General features: G+C 39.8%; 14 protein-coding genes. 2 read left to right on the top strand and 12 right to left on the bottom strand.

Annotated features, from left to right (window positions below; translation table 11 throughout):
* Positions 1 to 29 precede the first annotated feature (29 nt).
* The 7 genes from ACO05G_RS15330 to ACO05G_RS15300 all read right to left on the bottom strand — a co-directional run bounded on the left by ACO05G_RS15330 (position 30) and on the right by ACO05G_RS15300 (position 14,283).
* On the bottom strand, positions 30 to 365 hold the full coding sequence (locus tag ACO05G_RS15330; protein ID WP_421763532.1) for a tetratricopeptide repeat protein: 336 nt from the start codon (positions 363 to 365) through the stop codon (positions 30 to 32).
* A gap of 56 nt (positions 366 to 421) precedes the next feature.
* Positions 422 to 1,585, bottom strand: a complete 1,164-nt coding sequence (locus ACO05G_RS15325) for a caspase family protein (RefSeq protein WP_421763531.1) — start codon at positions 1,583 to 1,585, stop codon at positions 422 to 424.
* 16 nt (positions 1,586 to 1,601) lie between these two features.
* A complete protein-coding gene (locus tag ACO05G_RS15320; protein WP_421763530.1) occupies positions 1,602 to 10,358 on the bottom strand; it encodes a fibronectin type III domain-containing protein in 8,757 nt (2,918 codons plus the stop codon).
* Positions 10,358 to 11,086 (bottom strand): hypothetical protein, encoded by a 729-nt coding sequence (locus ACO05G_RS15315; protein WP_421763529.1) that lies wholly within the window; start codon positions 11,084 to 11,086, stop codon positions 10,358 to 10,360. Before ACO05G_RS15315 ends, ACO05G_RS15320 begins: the two co-directional genes overlap by 1 nt.
* A 122-nt stretch (positions 11,087 to 11,208) precedes the next feature.
* The gene (locus ACO05G_RS15310; protein ID WP_421763528.1) at positions 11,209 to 12,504 is read right to left on the bottom strand and encodes a TRAP transporter large permease; all 1,296 of its coding nucleotides are present in this window, start codon (positions 12,502 to 12,504) and stop codon (positions 11,209 to 11,211) included.
* Complete coding sequence (locus ACO05G_RS15305) at positions 12,501 to 13,808, bottom strand: hypothetical protein (RefSeq protein ID WP_421763527.1); 1,308 nt, start codon at positions 13,806 to 13,808, stop codon at positions 12,501 to 12,503. Before ACO05G_RS15305 ends, ACO05G_RS15310 begins: the two co-directional genes overlap by 4 nt.
* Positions 13,795 to 14,283 (bottom strand): TRAP transporter small permease subunit, encoded by a 489-nt coding sequence (locus ACO05G_RS15300; protein WP_421763526.1) that lies wholly within the window; start codon positions 14,281 to 14,283, stop codon positions 13,795 to 13,797. Before ACO05G_RS15300 ends, ACO05G_RS15305 begins: the two co-directional genes overlap by 14 nt.
* 48 nt (positions 14,284 to 14,331) lie before the next feature.
* Between ACO05G_RS15300 and rlmN the strand changes: the two genes are divergently transcribed.
* Entirely contained in the window at positions 14,332 to 15,372 is a 1,041-nt protein-coding gene (rlmN, locus tag ACO05G_RS15295; protein ID WP_348281765.1) for a 23S rRNA (adenine(2503)-C(2))-methyltransferase RlmN, read from the top strand.
* 66 nt (positions 15,373 to 15,438) lie between these two features.
* Entirely contained in the window at positions 15,439 to 16,296 is an 858-nt protein-coding gene (locus tag ACO05G_RS15290; protein WP_421763525.1) for a hypothetical protein, read from the top strand.
* Here the strand turns inward: ACO05G_RS15290 and ACO05G_RS15285 are convergent, their stop codons facing one another.
* From ACO05G_RS15285 to ACO05G_RS15265, 5 genes are read right to left on the bottom strand one after another with little or no spacing between them, the layout of a single operon-like run.
* Positions 16,297 to 16,674 carry a hypothetical protein gene (locus ACO05G_RS15285; protein ID WP_421763524.1) on the bottom strand — a complete coding sequence of 126 codons (378 nt, stop codon included), beginning with the start codon at positions 16,672 to 16,674 and terminating at the stop codon, positions 16,297 to 16,299.
* Between the two features lie 38 nt (positions 16,675 to 16,712).
* Positions 16,713 to 17,624, bottom strand: coding sequence for a rhomboid family intramembrane serine protease (locus ACO05G_RS15280; RefSeq protein ID WP_421763523.1), 912 nt, complete (start codon positions 17,622 to 17,624; stop codon positions 16,713 to 16,715).
* A gap of 2 nt (positions 17,625 to 17,626) precedes the next feature.
* Positions 17,627 to 18,415, bottom strand: coding sequence for a rhomboid family intramembrane serine protease (locus ACO05G_RS15275; protein WP_421763522.1), 789 nt, complete (start codon positions 18,413 to 18,415; stop codon positions 17,627 to 17,629).
* A gap of 21 nt (positions 18,416 to 18,436) precedes the next feature.
* A complete protein-coding gene (mutL, locus tag ACO05G_RS15270) occupies positions 18,437 to 20,260 on the bottom strand; it encodes a DNA mismatch repair endonuclease MutL (protein ID WP_348281770.1) in 1,824 nt (607 codons plus the stop codon).
* Entirely contained in the window at positions 20,257 to 20,601 is a 345-nt protein-coding gene (locus tag ACO05G_RS15265) for a hypothetical protein (protein ID WP_348281771.1), read from the bottom strand. The genes mutL and ACO05G_RS15265 overlap by 4 nt, the downstream gene beginning before the upstream one ends.
* Between the last annotated feature and the right edge of the window lie 6 nt (positions 20,602 to 20,607).

Raw genomic sequence — 20,607 nt, 5'->3', positions numbered from 1 at the left:
AATTAACACAATAACAAGAATGGAAGGGATTAAGTAGACCAGAAAAGATATATGAATCCTATATGCTGAACCATCGCTAAGCCTTTAAAATACTTGGAATGATTGCCTGAGTCGGATAGTGATAAACCGCCTACAAATGTTTGCTGAGCAGCAGCTAATTCTCCAAGGTTTAGTTGACATACTCCAAGATGATAAAGTGTCAATTGATAGTCTTCATTGCCAGGGTTCGAATCCTTGATAATGGATTGAGCAAGGTTTTTTGCTTCCTCAAAACGAAGTTCCATGATAAGTTCAAGGACATCACTTTGGGAGACACCTAGAAAAGGGATAAATAAGAATGTTAGCGTGATTAGGTGGCCTTTCATCCACCTAATTAACAAGCCTCAAGATAGAATCAATGAAATTAGCTGCCAGGAGGTTATTACCTGGCTATAAACACAAAGTCGCTACCGTTTTCATCGCTACCGAATGCACCAAACCGTGGTGTTGATTTCAGTCTTTCCATATAGGCATTTACTTCTCCTAAAATCAAAATCCGATCTTCACCACCATTCGATTTAAGTGCTTCAAGTAAGTTTCGGGCAAACGGAGAGTGACTTCCCGCCACACCATCTGAAACATACTCCTTACTTCCGGAGGTGAGGTATTTTCTGGTTTTCTTCGAAAGCTTGCGTACCAGGTATTCGCGATCATTGGTTTCTTCATAAGCAGCCGAACGTGAAGAGGCCAATAATGGATCAAAGGTTCCACCGAAGCATACATCCATACCTAAAAAGATGTGCTCGCACGGAATATTGTTGATGTTACTTCTGATTCTGTTATGTGAGATGTAAGAGTTTTTACTCACATCATTACGGAGCGAATTTTTTGCAACTAAAAAGCCTTCTCCAAAAACATCATCATACTGACCATGACCAGCGAAAAATATAAATAGTTGATCCTGTGGTTTGTAATTGATCTGTGCATACTCCCTAAGCTTGGTCATCACTTCATCCTGCTCGGCATCCAATACAATTTCAACTTTAAATCCATATCGTTCACTTAGTTCTTTACCTATAGCTTCCACATCATATACCGGATTTACTAAATCAGACCAGTTATCATATTTGTTAATCCCAAATAAAAGTGCATAATCTTGTCTGTCTGCCATTACCGCGTCTCCGATAGCATCCATTCCCACTTTGATGTTTCGATATTCTCTGGTAATGCTTCCACTCTTAGTTTTTGCAATAATTTCGATCCAATTATCACCATCAAGCATCCTTAATGTCAGGTCAAAATTGGTTTTGTGTTCATCTTCTATGTAGGCAGTTCTTGAAGCAACGGGCTCTCCGTCCTTTTTTCTCTTAAAATGAAGAGTCACGCTTTCCAGCGCATTTACCGAGGTAATATTTGCCTGTATTTCTAATTTCTTCTCTTCAGAATTGGTATACTCCAAACGTGGAGAGAGCCATTCAATTTGAGCAAAAGAAGCATTCAGGTCACTATCTAAGTCAACCTGAACTTCATTTGACCTTGATGATACAATTTGTCCGGTCGTGGCAAAAGCAACGACTAAAAGGAGGGTGAATATGGTTGTTTTCATGGTCTTAATCTTTTTACTATCTCTTGATGATAATTTTCTTTTGTCTAGGAGTTTGATCCGTATTTTTAAATGTCACTCCGTAGAAATACATTCCATCTTTTAGATCTAGATCTTCAATATTGATGTCAAAGACGTATATCCCAGCTGAATAAATACCTGATGCAATATTTTTAATAAGCTGTCCATTGAGGTTGTATAGGTTTAAGCTCAGATCGTAAGTCTCGCTTTGTTTTGGCAGCAATAATGGGATCTGGGCAGAAGCATTAACTGGATTAGGATAGATATCACCCAAAGCCAATCTCGTTGGTACTACCTGGTAGTTTGGATCTTCAGAATAGTGTATAGAGAATTGATGATGTCCATTCATGGCAAATGAATACGAATTCGCATTGGACATTTCCGTGATTTTACCATTTGTTTCGTCTACAAGCCACAACCTGCCATTACCGTCTCGTTCAGGATCCCATGTCAGCTCGGTCAATCCTGATATATGATTTGACTCTAAATCATATATCCAAACCTGCTCAGTGGCTTGTGATTTAATGTCATGGCTGAATTTTGGATAGAAGTAATCATTATCCGAAGTATACATCTCCAGGTAATTTTCAAACCTTGGGACGACTAATTTATCAAACTGATCCTTGCTGGCTTGTGCTTGTTCATGCATTCCTATGGCGGCTATTTCTCTGTGTTTTCCACCCCAATTCAGGTTGAGTTTTGTCATCCAATTGTTTCCATTGAAGGCCACCTCGTTTTCAACTTTTTCTGTTCTCGCACTTATTTCCGATCCGGCAACTGGACTAACGGATAAGACAGTAGCCTCATCAGCAAACACAAATGCTCCTGAAAATGAAGATAGCGTTCTGCTTTCTTTAAATTCCTTAGTGAAAGGATCGTAAATAATGAGTCTGCCAATATTTATAGACAAGCTATTTTCATCTAAGATCTCATCCCAGTCGATGCTCACATTATATGGGTTTCCAATTTGGTTCCACCCTTGAGCTAGCGCCATCTCGAAAGGAATGGTGCTATTCGTTTCACCTGCACCAACACTGATAGTCACATCATTGAGGGAATTGAACCAATAACCTCTTCCCAAATCTATTCGGGTAAAACCTACTCCTTGATCTTGATAGGTACCATCGAGGTAGGTCATGAGTCTCCAACGTTTTTTATATTGAAGATCACCTAACTCATTGAAAATGGAAAGCACCAGGTTGTCATCAAGCACATATGGGATACTGATCATTCTCCATTGACCCAGATCTATATCTGGGAGTGGTTCACTGCTGGTTTCGGTAAATGTGCGTTTTATTTTATTATTCTTTTGCTCAATAAAGGTGACATCATCATCCGCTTTGATTTCAAACTCTACACCAATATCATCCAACATATTTGAAAGAATGGTAAACTGAAATTCTGTAGCAGAATTCCTAGTCATTGCTTTATACCCAGACCAACTTGTGCTAAGAATTTCTCTGTGCCTGATTGTAACATCTGGCTCAGCTACACCACCGGAAAAGGTGACGGTAACCACTGCTGATGTGGCGGTTTCACTGAATTTATCATTAAACTCCAAGTTAGAAATACTTAGGGATTGAGCGGTATTCTGAGCAATCACAGTGACCTCTGAAGAATAAGGGGATTCACCGGACTCGTTCCCTGCCTTCACTCGATACTTATAGGTGGTTCCTGCAACTAAATTTTCAATTTTTTCAGGATTGGAAGAACTTAACTGCTCATTATAATGAAACGTCTGAAAATCATCATTTGAGACTTCCAGTATATAGTAGTCTGCTCCATTTGCAGCATCCCAATTGGCTGTAAACACACTTGCAGAAGAATTGGAAGCATCCCGGGCTGTTGGGGTTTCCGGTAAAGTAAGTAAATCCAAAATCTGAGCATACGAAGATTCACCGGACTCATTTTTTGATCTCACCCGTACCTGATATTCAGTACCTGCATCAAGACCGTCAATGGTAACTTCTGAATCATTTATGTTTAATGCCTCATAGTTGTCTATATATGACAGGAAGAAATTCTCGGATGCATCTACTTCATATGTATCAATCCCAATCACATCTGGCCAGTTTAAAATCACTGACTCTTGCCCATAAGTAATTTCAGTAATTACTGGATCTGCAGGAATCGTTATAAAATTTGCCTCACCATAAGCGTCACTATATTCATCTGGAGTCATGTCCCCACTATCCCCACTGGAGTTACTCGCCTGAACTCTCACAAAGTAGCGTGTACCTGGTGCCAAATTCTCTAAATTTTCTAGCGTTACCGCAAGCGGTAATTCTGTTAGCACCTCAGACTCTGCTTCAAACCCCGGTGATGTATTTACATCCATAAGATAAACGTCTGTTCCGGAGGTAGATTGCCATTTCACAAATGCTTCTGTTTGGGAAATATTATTTATCTGACTGATTACCGGTGCTTTTGGTACAGTAGTAAACGCTAATATGTTTGAATTAGGTGATACTCCGGCATCATTAAATGCTCTAATCCGTGCATAATATGTGAGGCCTGGAATGAGGTCGCTAACGGTGGTTGTCAGCTCCCCTTGTCCTAATTCAAAAGGCACGTTTCCTCTGCCGTAACCAGGAAGCATCAGATTAGTATTAACGAAACTTTGATCTATTGAAACCTCTAGATGATATCCTTCGAAAAAACCGTCAGGAGATTCCCAATTAAAAGTCACATCTCTTTGTGAAATAGATAGTATCGAAGATTCAACATCAAACACCGGAGAAGAGGGTGCAGTAAGTATTGTAATCTTAAGTGGTTGCTCTGACTCACCTGAAGCATTTACAGCAGAAACAACCGCAAAATAAGATGTTCCCGATTCGAGTCCTTCTACGGTAATAGATGTTCGGTCTGTTGGTATACTCCTACGGTTATAGTTTGCCAAATATTGCGTTTCATCTGCAAAACCATCGTCAAGCGTCGATACGGTAATTTGATAGTTATCTACAATACCTGATACTGGCTCCCAATTAACTACGGCAGAGACAAGGGTAACATCTGTGACCTCTTCTTCAGGGTAAATAACTGTAGCTGGTCGGGTCAGAAAAGGGACCACCTGCGAATAAGTGGAAAAACCCGATGCATTATAGGATCGTAATCTTGTATAGTATTGGGTCCCCGGAATGAGGTTTGGGATTTCCAGTGTTTGTGTGACTGCAATTGGCTTATCTTCAAAGCCTTCATGCAATTGGGTAGCATCAGTGAAGGTTGGATCCTGAGAAACGTTTATGTAGTATCCATCAAGAATGCCATCAGTGACTTCCCAGTTTAGATTAACCTGAGTGGATGTCAAATCAGTTATTGCTGCTTCAAATGAAGCAAACGTCGGAGTATCTGGTAGTGTCAAAACAGAATTTATTTCTCCGAAACCTGAATCTCCAATTTCGTTGACAGCAGTGACTCGGTAGTAGTAATAGGTACCCGGATCCAAATCTGATATAGAAGAACTTTGTGCGGATGTTACTTCATCATTAACAAGTACGCTGAAGTCATCTGATGTTGCAACTTGAACCTGGTACTCCCTGGCCCATGGTTCATCATACGCTAAAAAGAACGTAGTTTGATTTATATTGCTTGCAGGTTCTACGCTTGGAAAGTCTGGAGTGAATTTAATTTCCCAAAAACTATTAAAGCTTGGGCCTTCTCTTCCGCCAAAAAACCTTAGTGTTTTATCATTAGTTCGAAACGTTTGTGCTCTTGCTCTACCTGGGAGAACATTATCCTCACTAAATACTCCTTGTTCGCCATATACTCCATCATAATCTTGAATTGTGGTTCCGCCAACCCACGTCCACAGATTGGTTTTAACATCAAATTTCCACAAGTCATTAAATTCAGCAGCAAATGAGTTGGCATTATCACCATCATCACTTGTAACTCCCCAACCGCCGTAAAGCCACACATTTCCGGAATCATCTATCCACATAGAATGACCATATCTTCCCGGGGGTTGATTGTCGACACTAGCAACTCCTTTTGTTCCATAACTGGCTGTTGGATTTCGAAATTTACTCCCACTCATCCATGTCCAAATGTTAGTTGCAGGGTCATATTTCCATAGGTCACCCATAAAACCTAGTTGGGCTTCAGCGTCATGGCCATTTCCTCCAAAAACCCAGACATTCCCATCCTTATCAATTCGTCCATCCATATATCGCCTTGCCCCAATAGAATTAGAAGCGTTCGGAACACCCATTTCACCATAGATACCTGGAGAATTTTGAAAATTATTCCCTGATACCCAGGTCCATTCAAGCGTATTTGGATTGAATTTCCAAAGGTCGTTCTTATATTCAAAACTTTCATATCCACCAAAGAGCCAGAAATTGCCATCGCTATCAGACCAATAGGCTGAAGAACTTCTTGCACCCGGAACATGTGCAACACTTGCCTCACCCTTAATCCCATAGACCCCTGATGCATCAATGCTGCTGCTACCCCCCATCCAGGTAAATACTTCGGACGCTGGATCGTAATTCCAAAGATCATTTAACCATGCAATATTACTTATGGCTTCATTGTAATTAATTCCACCAAAAAACCATAGTTTTCCATCTTTCCCAGTCCAGGATGCACCATGCCATCTGCTTTTTGGATCATTATCAAAACTCCCAATACCCTTGGACCCATAAATTCCATCATTGAGCTCGGAATCAGTGTTTCCTTTTATATAGGACCATCTTTCTTTCTCTGTGTCATAAGTCCACAAATCACGCAAAAACCCATTTGAAGTGGAAGAGCCGCCGAGAGACCCTCCTAGCATCCACAAGTTTCCATTAAGATCAGTCCATTCTAAACCACCATGCCTTGCTCCAGGATGAGGTAAGGAACCATCGTTTTTAGCCTCATAAACTCCTAACTCGTCAGAGTTTGCAGTGGAGTTATATCCATTTAACCAAGTCCATTCCTTTGTAGAAGGCTCATATTTCCAGAAATCGTTATAAAGACTTGTGCTCAGCTGATTAAACTTATAGCCACCAAAAAGCCAGAGATTCTCATCATTATCCAGCCAGCCGGTGCTATGCCATCTTGAACCAGGAACATAGTCAACGGAACTAAGACCTTGTTCATTGTAACTCCCAGTACTTCCTTTGAAGTCAGAACCGGAATGCCAAGCCCATTGATTCAAAATCGGATTATAACTCCATAAATCATTCAAATAACCAACTGATATTCCAAACTTGTCTAACCCTTGTCCACCAAAAAGCCACACTGTGCCATTTGAATCCACCCATTGAATACTAGCTGATCTTGCACCTGGCATGTTCGTGTTATTATATTCATCAAGTTGACCAAATACACCGGCAGCATCTACTTCATTACTACCTGAAAGCCAGGTCCACTCATTACTTACAATGCTATATTTCCATAGGTCATTTAGATAACCTTCATCTCCATTTGTATCTAAACCATAACCTCCGAACATCCACAAATCTCCATTTTGATCCGTCCAAATTTTATGATTGGATCTTGGCCCAGGTGTGTTCAAGGGATCGCTTACACCTTTAGTTCCGTAAACTGGAGTTTGATTAGTGAGATTAGAGCCATTCACCCAGATCCACTCGTTAAGCATAGGATTGTATTTCCACAAGTCGCTTAACCACTCTGTAGCATCATCGTCGACTGTACCTCCGAAAATCCAAATGTTACTGTCTAAATCTACGGTCGCTTCCACTGCCCATCTGGCAGGTGGGATATTGGCTGGGTCAGCGACCCCTTGGGTGCCGTAATTTCCAGGATCATTGATTGTATTTGTACCATTAATTGTTATCCAATCTGTGCCATCATATTGTCGAATAGTATTATAAAATCCAGCTGTCCCCTTACCACCAAAAATGTTGAGATTTCCCTGATAATCTGTCCAGGCGGCACTATACGACCTTCCTACCTCTTCTCTAATGAATGCCGTCCCTTCTTTCCAGTTGGATTGTTGAGCTTGAGATGTTTGACCTAGGAATTCAGAAAAATTGGATGTTGCATAGCCCAATTTTGCGACATGCCCCATTCCTGGAGCAATTAAAGATAGATTTCTGTACTCGCGGATGACTTCTCTTCCGTCAATGTATAGGATTATTTCATTCGCCGTTTGATTTACTGAAACTGCTACATGATGCCATCTGTTGTCTCTTAGTATTTCCTGATCGTCGATAATTTCATCATGACCTTCCGCTTGAAATGCAAGTCTCCCGTCTTTAATACTAAGAGCGAAACTTCCATTCGAACCTTGATCCCAAAGGGATGCCTCCCCCTGAGGAGTGTAAGAAAAAATTGGCCCGTTATCTTCTGTTTTTATCCAGCCTTCAAAGGTGAAGTCAACATCAAAAGGTCCTAAATCAGCAAATTCAATATGATCATTTTGACCATCAAAGTCCATGGCAACTACAGGAACATCCCTTACCAGCTCACTGTTCTCTGCGAGCAGAATTTCAAGTTGATTTGATTGCTGCGGAATCACAAAATCTACAAATCCATTGTCATCCAAATCAACGACATCTATTTGACCAGGTTTCGCCTCTACAAAATATTCATCTTTAGGAATAAAAGTACCCTCAGGAGTTATTGAAAGTGTATAATATTTTCTGTCCCATGAATGAGAGGCAACTACTTCCATCTCATTATCACCATTGAAACCAATAAAATCAAATTCTTTTAGTTGGGCATCACCAAGGTTAGATGTGATAATAAATTCAAAAGTACCGTCCCCATTCCCAAAAACGATCCCGGGAAAATTACCTTGAGAGATTAATAGGTCCTGATTGCCATCCTGATTAATATCCGTGGCATAAACTTCCTCGAATAGATTTGTACCGTAGCGCTGATCTGCTTCCTGAGTAAATGATCCTGCTCCATCGTTTAATAACATTCCAATGGTGAATGCAGGAGGGTTAAAAATACCATAGATGATGTCGGGATGTGTATCGTTGTTGAAATCAGCTATGGCAATGCTTTCAGAAAAAATATTCCCAACGACAAAGACATCAGGGGAACTAAAATTACCCATTCCATCCCCATAATAAATGTGAACTTCGTCTTGACCCCCAGCGTCGAATCCATCCGAAAATGAAACAGGCAGTAAGACAACAAGATCATCAAAAGTATCACCATTCATATCATACGATTCAATAGCATTTGGAATGTAATCACCAGGATCAATATCTATAAATGATGGAAAATCGCCGGTACCATCACCAAAGTATACTCGGATTTTGTTTTCTATATCTGAGTCATGTGCTGCTACTGCAATATCAAGAAAAAGGTCATTATTAAAATTTCCAACAGTAATGTCTTTGGTATTATCTTCTACATCAAATGATGTGGGTGAACCAAAACCACCACTTTGATCATTTATAAGCACCATGATAAAGTTTCCAAATTGGGAGTTAGCAACAATGTCTTCATACCCATCTCCATTGAAATCTCTCGCAATAGCGATATTGGATGGAATTCCCATGTCATATTTATCAGTAAGAGAAAGAAGATTTTCCTCGACGAAATTTGAGGTGCTATCAATAAGACTGAAATTAAAGAGGTCACCAGTATAAGCATTGGGAGAAAGATCTGCAACAGTTGAAATGGCTGTATTATCACCAGCAGGTAATAAAGCATCACTAAAATCATAGGCACCATTAAGGCCGCTTTCAGTTCCGTCCACAGGTGATTTCGCAAAGGCAGTGATTTGTTCACCTGATAAAGGAGAGTCCCAAAGCCTTGCTTCGGCTATCTTTCCAATGAAAAGCCCCTCTCTATAGATATTCCCAAGGGATCCGTGATATACATTTTCAGAGCGGTCATAAAGGTCAGCTTCGTAGTTGCCATTAGAATTTGCAACTCCCTGATCAAAGTCGTAATACGCATTTAGTCCTTCAATTGGATTAGGAGCCTTATTGCTGATATAGGATAGAATTTCATCTTCCGAAAGAACGATATCCCATATTCTTAGTTCATCAATTTGGCCTTGAAAAAAGCCTGTATTCCCGAATCCTCTGATGGACCCAATAGTAGTTATGTGATCGTTATTTGGGTTTAAATCCTCTGGAATACTATTATAATTCTCTTCTTTTAGCTCCCCATCTACATATAGAAAGAGACGTCTATTGTCACCATCAAGAACAAGCGCCACGTGATGCCATTCGTCATCAAATAGATTTAAAGTTCCAAAGGCTGTTGCGATAAGAAAACCGTCTTTTTGCACATGAATGTTTGTTCCTCCATCGCCTACCAAAATCGAAAGTCCGATTTCATTTTCATTTTGGTCCATTGGGCTGAAAGAAAAAATCGGACCATCAGCTGTAGTTTTAAAAAATGCCTCAATTGTAACATTTGCGGAAAAATCAGCTACTTCATTTGGAATAATGACCTCATCATCGATCCCATCGAAGGATAATGAATTATTGTATTCGGGAAGAGGTTTGTCAGTTACCTCATACCCATTCACCCAAACCCATTTCTTATTGGAGATGTCATACTTCCATAAATCATTTAAAATACCGAGTGAGTTGTTTAACCCAAATGAGTTAGTAACATCATTACCCTCACCTCCAAAAAGCCAAAAATTACCTAGCGAGTCCACAAAAGAGACCGCTCCTTGTCTTGGATTGGGAACTGTTATTTCTAATATCGATTCAACCTGCGGATCTTGAGATCCGGAGACCCACCTGTAAGTAGGTATTTGCCCAAGTGCTGCAATGGATAATCCAAAAGTTATTATAGCTATTAATCTTCTCATTACTAATCTTCTCATTATTGCTCAGGGAATGGAGGTGAAGAAATGTCTGGTTCATTGACCGGAATAAGACTTTTCACCAAATAGTATCCAAACACACCAAGTGTAATTCCTGATCCCGCTTTGATAAGTAGCGGAAACTTCCGTTTTACCTCAAAGGTTGGAGAGAATACCACTTCATCCCGGTTTCGTTCATCGCTTATTTTGTAGCGATAGTTTTTTCCAGGAGGAATATTATTTGGAATCTTGAGCATGGCATCACCGGTATTAGGCAACTCTCCAAGTCCTCTTACCAGCTTATCACCTTGATACAAATCCACATTTAAAATATTATCACCTCGTCCACCTGTCCAGCGGATATCTGTTATTTTCCCTCGCTTCAAAATCATTCCCTCTTCAACACCATCCAACTCGATAAATGGTACATATACCTGACCTTTAATTTCCACTTTAATCCCGTCATTAAAGGTCTCCAATTCGTCTTTCACATTCCAAACAATTGTTTTGTTAGCTCCTACAGAGATATCTACGCCTACATCACCGGAAACTTTTTCAACGGGTTGAATAAAGTTGTCAAGTGAAGTATATAAGTGCATCGAATAGCTTCTGTCTATTCGTTCGTCTATGAGGTTGTAGTTTATGATCATATCCTGACCTTTCATTTGGATGTTCGTAATCTGAACTTCCTGGGCTATGGCCAAATAGGGTAAAAGCGTAAACAGACCTATTAGCTGAATGACTTTCATAATGAATTGATGTTTAGAATATTGCGCAGAACGGGGAGTAACTGGTTACTAAGACTATATTATTTGGTTGAACTAGAATTAACTTACAAATTACTCAATTTTAGTTTTTCAGAACTCCTCTATCACCCAATAATCGATGGAAATACGATCAAAAGCGTTAAAAATATGAGCTGAATTATAACAAAAGGAATGATTCCCTTATAGATGTGACTGGTTTTAACCTCAGGAGGTGCAACCCCTTTAAGGTAGAACAGAGCGAATCCAAATGGAGGTGTAAGAAAAGAGGTTTGCAAATTGATGGCTAATAGAATGCCTATCCAGATTAGATCAACACCAAGTGTTACAAAAATCGGAGCTACAACTGGGACGATTATAAAAACGATCTCAATAAAATCAATGAAGAAGCCTGAGACGAAAACCACAACCATTACCAAAATCAAAAACCCTGTAGCATTTAGGTTGGCACTTTCGATTAGATTTAAAAGAAATTTATCACCTTCTAAACCTCTGAAAACAAGAGAGAATGCAGTCGCTCCTACCAGAATCATAAAGACCATGGAGGTAAGCATGGTTGTTTCTTTCATGACTTCTTTGAGCACCTGAAGGTTAAACCTGTTACTGACCAAAGCCAAAATTATGGCGCCAAATGCGCCAACTCCTGCTGCTTCAGTTGGGGAGGCTATACCAGCGAATATGGATCCTAACACAATCAGGATTAAAATAAATGGAAACAGAAACGATTTTATTACTTCAACGGTGAATCCATCACTTCTAAATTTAGCAAGCTGCTCCTTCGAAACCTTTGGCACTCTATCCGGATAAATTTGTCCATAGATAACGATGTAAAGCAAATAGATAAGCACCAAACAAGCACCCGGAACTACCGCTGCTAGAAATAGATCTCCAACAGACACATTCAATACACTCCCCAATAGGACCAATACGACAGATGGAGGGATTATTTGTCCCAGTGTTCCAGAGGAAGCTATTACGCCTGTACTAATTCTTGGACCATATCCATTTTTTAACATAGTGGGCAGGCTTATTAAGCCCATGGTGACTACCGTCGCTCCAACTATGCCTGTAGAAGCAGCTAACATAGCTCCCACAACTACAACCGCAATTGCTAAGCCGCCCCTGATATTACCGAAAAGCATACTCATGGTATGCAGAAGCTTCTCCGCAATACCGGATTTTTCGAGCATGATTCCCATAAAAATGAAGAGAGGTACTGCTAGCAAAACAAAGTTTTGCATGGTGCCATAAATCCTCAAAGAGAGTAGGTAGAAGAAATCCATATCGAAAACGATTAATCCTACCAATACTGAGAGCCCACCTAAAGTAAATGCAACCGGATAGCCAAAAAGGATAAGCAGAAATATTGCTCCAAACAGTATTAGTGGTAAGTATTCGATCACGGTTTATCGTAGATGAAGTAGATGTTACTAATTGTCTGGAGTGAGTAATTTTCTTTCTCTACAATGCTTTTTGATGTGGAATTCATGTCTGTTGTATCCACGCCGATTTTGAAAAAATGTGGTCCACCTTCAAAATCGCTCAGATCAATAAATGTGGTAAATCCAAATTCATAATTCTTTGGATGCTGCGTTTTAAACCACTTAATATTCTCAATAACCTGATCATCGATAGAGACAATTAATCGCTTGCTAAAGTACTGGGAAATGGAATCAGAGGGTAGCAGGTCCCATTTGGTCTTGTCTATCTTCTTGCCTTCAAATTGATAGATTCCGCCAAAGGATCCCAAATCTTTTAAAAATACTTTAAGGGCATTTCCATTGATGATATCTGACTGAATAGTGGTTGCCAGGTAATCATTTTCATTTCTTGTATTTTCATAATTCGCGCTGTTATAGTCACCAGAAGCGCCGGTTTGATAATAATTGTATCTCTTGTTGTCACTTATGGTATTGTTTAAACGAACAAATCCTCCGGTGACTCCAATTACAATGAATGGGATTAAATAGGATTTCCATCCTTTGGTGTTGGATATGAGAACAAGCAAGGATCTTCTATACAAAAACGATAGGGTGACAATTCGGAAGAAAAAAGCCACATAGTAAAACCAATCTGCAGACCATTCTTTTCTTCTGAATAATCCGTTAGTAAGGAAATCTATGAAAACAATGATGCAGAGCAAGAAATAGAAAAGCATAAAAAATGCTGCTGGAACTGCGAAATAAGGGTTTTGATTCATGTATGGAAGTATGAATTCAAAAAAGAAAATGAAAGAAAATATCAGTGTTCCAAATCCAACAAGTGTCCCGAAGAAGATAAATGAGATACCGTAAATGATCGATGATAATTCTTCTAACCGAAGCACCATTTTTACCAACGAGCCAGAGGTACTTAATTCTTTCTTAAAATTTCCTTTGAATTTTAAAGCATCCTGATCTACACCTTTTGGAAAGACGTAACTAAGCCCGACAGAAGCGACCCATATTCCACGAACAAGAATATGAAGAATGTATCCAAAACTTAATAATTTGATGGCTTTTTCCAGTAGCCCAAAAAGGCCGTGCATCCTACTCCCTCTATCAAAGTATTGTAGTGCTGTTTTATCCAAATAGTCCGGAATTTGAAACAAAGCATAAAGGACAAGTGCTGAAATCAATAGTTCTGCTTCCCAACTATTGAGTTGGATGGTTTTTAACCAACCTGGGGTTTTTTCAGACTTATCAAATTGATTTTTATCCTCTTTCATTTAATATTTTTATTGATTGTAAGATCAATGAAATTCCTTGTAATCCAAGTAAAAAAAACCCAATTGGGATGGTGGATTTAATAAGCCATCTGGCTGGTAATCCTCCAGGTTGAGGACTGGTTTCTGCTAAGTTGAACGAAGTACTCACGAATGATAGCGATTCCCAAAATGCGATCCCACAAAAAGGAAGCAGTAACAGGATGGTTCCAATCAGATTTACCCATGCTTTTGATTTATCTGAAAATCGATGATAGAAAACATCTACCCGGACATGTTTATCTTCTTGTAACGTATAGGCTGCACCTAAGAGGAAAATAGTCGCAAAAAGATGCCATTCTAATTCAAAGGAGGCAGCAGAAGTAATACTCACGGTATAACGGAGGATTACATCTATTACTATTACCAGCACAAGTATCAGTGATAGCCACGAAACGATAGCTCCTATTGTTTTATTTAGATTATCAATGAGGGTCACTAGACGAAAATAGTAAAAGAACCGAAACCATCTTCATACCTTTGCAATATGAAGGACATCCGGAAAGAGTCGTTGGAGAGTTTGATTACCTGGTTTGAAGCCAATAACGAAAAGAAATTTCGTGCAAAACAGGTTTGGGAATGGCTATGGTCAAAGTCGGCCAAGACTTTTGATGAGATGTCAAATCTCTCTAAACCACTGAGAGATAAACTCAAAGAAGAATTTGTTATTAATCACATTTCCATTGATAATTCACAACTCTCGAATGACGGCACCATTAAGTCGGCTTTTCGGCTACACGATAAACACCTTATTGAAGGTGTATTAATACCGGCAGACGATCGGATGACTGCCTGCGTTTCCTCGCAAGTGGGGTGTTCTCTGAGTTGTAAATTCTGCGCGACTGGATTTATGAAACGTGAGCGAAATTTGGACGGTGGAGAGATATATGATCAGGTAGTAGCCATCAGAGATCAGGCAGAGGAGCATTACCAAAGACCACTCTCAAACATCGTCTTTATGGGAATGGGTGAGCCTTTGCTCAACTATAAGGGAATGATGGAGGGAATTGACAGGATCACTTCGGAAGATGGGTTGAATATGTCTCCCAAACGCATCACTGTTTCAACAGCCGGTATTGCCAAGATGATTACCAAACTTGCTGATGATGAAGTGAAATTTAATCTGGCGCTATCGCTGCATGCTGCGGATGATAAAAAGCGAGACTCCATCATGCCAATCAATGAAACGAATACATTGGAGGTCTTGCTGAAAGCATTAAATTATTTCTACGAAAAAACTGGAAACCGAATCACTTTTGAGTACATCTTGTTTTATGATTTTAACGACTCAATTGAGGATGCAGAAAAGTTGTTGAAATACGCGCGTAAAGTGCCTGGTGTTCGCATTAATATTATTGAGTACAATCCCATCTCTGAAGCCTCTTTTACAAAGGCTGACCCTGAAACCATAGATCGTTTTGCCAATCATTTAATTAAGGGAGGAATTCATACAAGTGTCCGTAGAAGTAGAGGGAAAGATATAGATGCGGCCTGTGGCCAATTGGCTAACAAATCTAAGGTTGCATAGGGTTATCGAAGCACAGAAACCAATTGCAATTAATCCATTATCATTGCAGGCTTCAATTTAAATCGAATGCGGAAAAAATATTTCTTTTTAGCACTTATTGTATTCGTGATTAGTTCTGGTAGCTCATTCCCACAGCTATTTTCCTTACAGAAAGTCTCAGGAACAATAACTGACAACCGACTCATCGAGGCTTCCGGTTTGGAAGAATCATTTCAAAACGAAGGATATTTTTGGACGCATAATGATAGTGGACGTGACCCCACTTTGTATTTGATTGATAAACAAGGAGAGATCAAAATGGAGGTTGAGTTGATAGGTATAAACAACCGAGATTGGGAGGAGATTGTCACCGTTAAAAAAGATGGCAAGTCATTGATCTATGTGGCTGAAATTGGAGACAATAAAGCGGTTCATGATAATGTAAAGTTGATTTGTTTTGAAGAACCAACGTACAAGGGGAAAAACAAAATTGAAATTTCTAACAATAAGCTAAAGATCATGAGCTTCAAATACGCGGAGGGGGCACGAGACGCGGAGGCTATTCTATTTGATAAAAGATCTGATGAATTTGTATTGGTAACTAAGCGAGAGGATAACGCCCTGGTCTATTCGTTCCCATTTGAAGTAAGCGATGAGCCAACGGTCATTCAATCAAAAGGAACCGTTCCGGCCAAGCTGTTCACAGCGGCAGATATGAATGATGAGGGTGAGATTTTGCTTAAGCATTACAGTGCGATCTATTATTGGGAAAAATCTACTGAAAGTGCTCTGAGTCGGATCTTAAAGTGGAAACCGATCTCGATCGACTATTCACCTGAACCACAGGGAGAGGCCATTTGCTGGTACAAAGGAGATTTCTATACCATTAGCGAAAAGAACAAGGGGAAGCCTCAGGAGATGCTCTATTTTCAGCGATTACAATAATTAATCTTCTATTTCCGCACAAGCACCTGAAATACACGATACAGCGGGGGGATTTTCAACAGAGCAATCAGATCCGATTCCTGACACTGTATTGTATTGCTCATTCAATTTATTGTAAGTATTTATCAAAGCATTTAATCTTACCTGATCTGTCGCGGTAGAGTGAACAATGTATTGTGAAGGCCCACCGCATGGCTTCACGCCTAGTGGAGAGGCTATGCATTGGCTCGATGAAGTACAGGACAAGACAACCAAGTCTTCTATCTGAGAATAAACCTGATTCATCTCAGCAAGTATTTCACTTTCAGTTTGTGGCAATTTATCCTCAGAGCAACTAAAAGTTAGTAGAATAAAAATCAATGACAAATATTTGCTCATAGTCGAACTTTTTGCAAATACTCGTAACAAAATCTATGCTATTTTTTACTTGCGTTGAAAAGTTTTTGCTTTTCGTCTTTGGACAAACTCTCGTATCCCTTTTCAGAGATCTTATCAAGAATGGCATCTATTTCAGCTTGTGGTGTACTGCTTGTGGGACTTGCAGATTTTGAAGAACCTTTAGTGGTTGCTCTTCTATTGCCACCCCGATGAGTGACCTTAATTTTTGGTTGTGGTTTGAACATGCTCTTGACAAAAGAAATAAAGGAAATCACCCAGGCACCCAGGTCTGTTCCCTTATTGAGTTGCGAGATATAAAGCCATCCCACAAGTGCCCCACCAAGGTGTGCGATTTCTCCGCCCGCATTTGCTCCGGTTGTTCCTATAAACGACATAAAAACATAGAAAATCGCGATATATTTAATTTTTACCGGGCCGATAAATAATAGGAAGAAAGTGTAGTTAGGCATAAAAACTGCTGCTCCTACGACGATTGCAAAAACTCCTGCGGATGCACCCAGCATCAATGACTCACTTACACGATCGGAATAGAAAGGAAGAAAATTATAAATGAACATATAGAGCAGACCACCGGCTAATCCACCTAATACGTAGAGTGCGATTACCCTCTTACTATTCAAAAATTCCTGAATAATTCGTCCAAACCAGAATAGAAAGAGCATATTAAACAGGACGTGGAAAAAATCATAATGCGTAAAGAAGTACGTCACAATAGACCAGGGCTGTAGCAGGAAAGAACCTACATCAGCTGGTAGCTGTAATTTTCTAAACAAGAAAAAAAATGTATCTGTTGCCCCGCTTAAGTCAAAAAACACCTTAAAAACACGAGCTGCAACAAAAACAATCAAGTTGATTAATATCAACTGAACAACCGCATTGTTCGGCTTGCTCCACGCATTTGAAAATTCCTCTTTAATTCCTCCGTTCATTCCTAATAAAATCTCTTGGTATCGTTCTTCCAGAACTTCAACAAAACAAAAGCGATTAGCATTCCACTTAAGTGTGCCAGGTGAGCTACATTGTCGCCAGGCATTCGGTTAAATTCGGCATAAAGCTCATACATGGCATAAAAGAATACAAGGTACTTCGCTTTGATCGGAATAGGTGGGAAGAGGAGAAACAGCTCAGTATTGGGAAAAAGAAATGCAAATGCAAACAGAATTCCAAACACAGCCCCTGATGCGCCCACCATTGTGCCTTTTGTCACAACTCCTTCATAGATACTTCTTACGGCTGCCACTGTTTGACCCTCATACGAAGAACTTTCATAATACAGATCAATGAGCTCACTCGCTCTGGCTACATTAATATATGATTTATTACCGATGACGAATTTCTCAAAAGCTTCAGGGCTGGGATCTGCTAAATAAGCTTCAGCATCATTTTTTAGAGGTAATTTCTCAAAAGCATCAGCCGCTCCATAGAGTACTCCGGCTCCAATCCCACAAACCAAATAAAAGATTAAAAAGCGTTTGGAGCCCCATACCATTTCCAGCATTGGTGCAAACACAAGCACAGCTATCATATTACCAAACAAGTGCCACATTCCTCCATGCAACCACATGTACGTGAGGAATTGATAGGGGGCAAATTCAGCAGAGTAAATCACCCGTAATCCAAACCATTCGTTGAGCGGTAGTCTCAAAAGTGAGGAAAGTAGCAAAATTGCTACGTTGATGATTAATATATTCTTGGCAACCGGAGTGAGTCTTCTAAACACTTTTAACTTTTATTCTAGCTTCTAATTTTTTCTAAACCAATTATTTATTTGCTCTAAACTAACCAAAACATACGTTGGATTCCCATCCGGCGTATAATTCGGTTGTGCGCAGGCAAAAAGCCGATCCATTAGGTGATCCATCTCCTCTTCTTTTAGCTTATTACACCTGTTTCCGGCAGTTCTCTTAGCCAACGCACGAGCTAAACTTTCGTTCTTTGGAAGATCTAATTTTTCAGCATTAAACTTAAACTGTTCTATTAGACCTTCAAAGACCTCCTTTTCGTTGCATGGCGCTAGTTCAGAAGGTATTCCTTGAATGACAACCATACTTTCCCCCATCTGTTCAAACTCGAAACCAAGCTGATTTATTTCTTGCTTCAGCTCCATGACAAGTGCAAAATCAGATGAATTCAATGCGACTTGCTGCGGAAACATACATGATTGTGAGGTTCCGGTACCTGCTTTCATAGCTCGTTCATACTGCTCAAAAAGTATACGCTCCAAAGCTGAAACTTTGTCCAACACCACCATTCCACTTTTCACCTGCCGAAGCAAATAACGTCCGTGAAGATGATAAGTTGGCTTTTTTTCCTCCGCTTCTGATGGCTGGTTTATGGAACTTGTAAATGTGGTTTGAACCACTCGCTCCTTTTCCGCTTCCTCTATGGTAGCTATTTCTTCTTGTGAAGCTGAGGCATATAGTTCATTAAGCTTGGCTAAACGCTCTTGATTGCTTTCAAGAGATTTGAATGAGCTATAATCTCGATCTTTCTTATTGGTAATGGCTTGATTTTCACGCTGAATATTCAAGTGCTCAAAGCTGACATCTGCTGAAAAATCCAAGGAAGGAGTTACATTAAAAGAAGCCAATGCCTGCCTTACAGCCGAGTTAATAACACCATACAACATCCGATCATCATCGAATTTCACCTCGGTTTTTGTGGGGTGCACATTAATATCAACATGAACAGGATCTATTTCTATGAAAAGTACGTAAAATGGGAAGTAATCCTCCTTAAGTAACCCTTCGTATGCCCTTACCAGGGCATGATTCAAATAGCTATTCTTGATAAATCGATTATTGATAAAAAAGAACTGCTCTCCTCTGGTTTTTTTAGCATTTTCTGGCTTTCCAATATATCCTGAGATCTTCACCAAATCTGTTTCTTCACTACATGGAACAAGCTGTTGCTGATAATTTTTACCGAATAATTGAACAATTCTTTTGCTCAGTTTCCCTGTGTCCAGCTTATACGTCTCAAGATCATGCTGGATCATTGTGAAAGCGATCTCAGGATTAGCAAGCGCTATACGTTGAAATTCATCGTTGATGTGTCGCAGTTCAACCGGATTAGATTTCAGGAAATTGCGTCTTGCAGGGACATTGTAAAAGAGATTCTTCACACAAATGGATGTACCTGTTGAGTAGGCAATGGGCTCCTGACTTTTTACTTCTGATGATTCTATGATCAGTTGAGTTCCTAATTCAGCATCCTCTGTTTTAGTCTTAAGTTCTACTTGAGCAACAGCTGCAATAGAAGCCATTGCTTCTCCCCTAAATCCCAGAGTACGAATCTTAAAAAGGTCTTCTGAGGTTCTGATTTTTGAGGTGGCGTGTCGTTCAAAACTCATGCGTGCGTCCGTACCAGTCATTCCCTTACCATTGTCAACTACCTGGATGAGAGATTTACCAGCATCTTTGACAATCAGTTTGATTGAAGTCGCGCCAGCATCCACACTATTTTCAAGCATTTCCTTCACCACTGAAGAAGGTCGCTGAACCACCTCACCCGCAGCAATTTGATTTGCGATGCTATCCGGAAGCAAATGAATGACATCACTCATTTTCGTCTCCTAAAAGATTTAAGTCGATAGATCAAATAAACAGGAAGAATAATCCAAAGGATATAGTAGAATACCTCATTTCCAAATTGCAACCAGCCAAGGACCATTAGTCCGAGAAGAGCTGCAATTCCCAACTGTATCATTGAAGTTGCCGGAGCAGACTTGGTTTTTCGCTTAAAGGAAATTTTGGATGATTGATAGGATCCATCTTCTTTTCCATCCATTCGTTCCTTAATGCGCTCCGTTCGTTCACGTATTTCTTCCTTCACAGGATCATAATACCTGGGTTGTATCCGAAATTGCTGATGTTTTGGTAGACGAAATAGAGAAGGAAATCGCATTAGGTA

It is taken from the genome of Ekhidna sp., assembly GCF_965227465.1.
GTDB lineage: Bacteria > Bacteroidota > Bacteroidia > Cytophagales > Cyclobacteriaceae > Ekhidna.
This window is presented reverse-complemented; position numbering and strand designations above follow the sequence as displayed.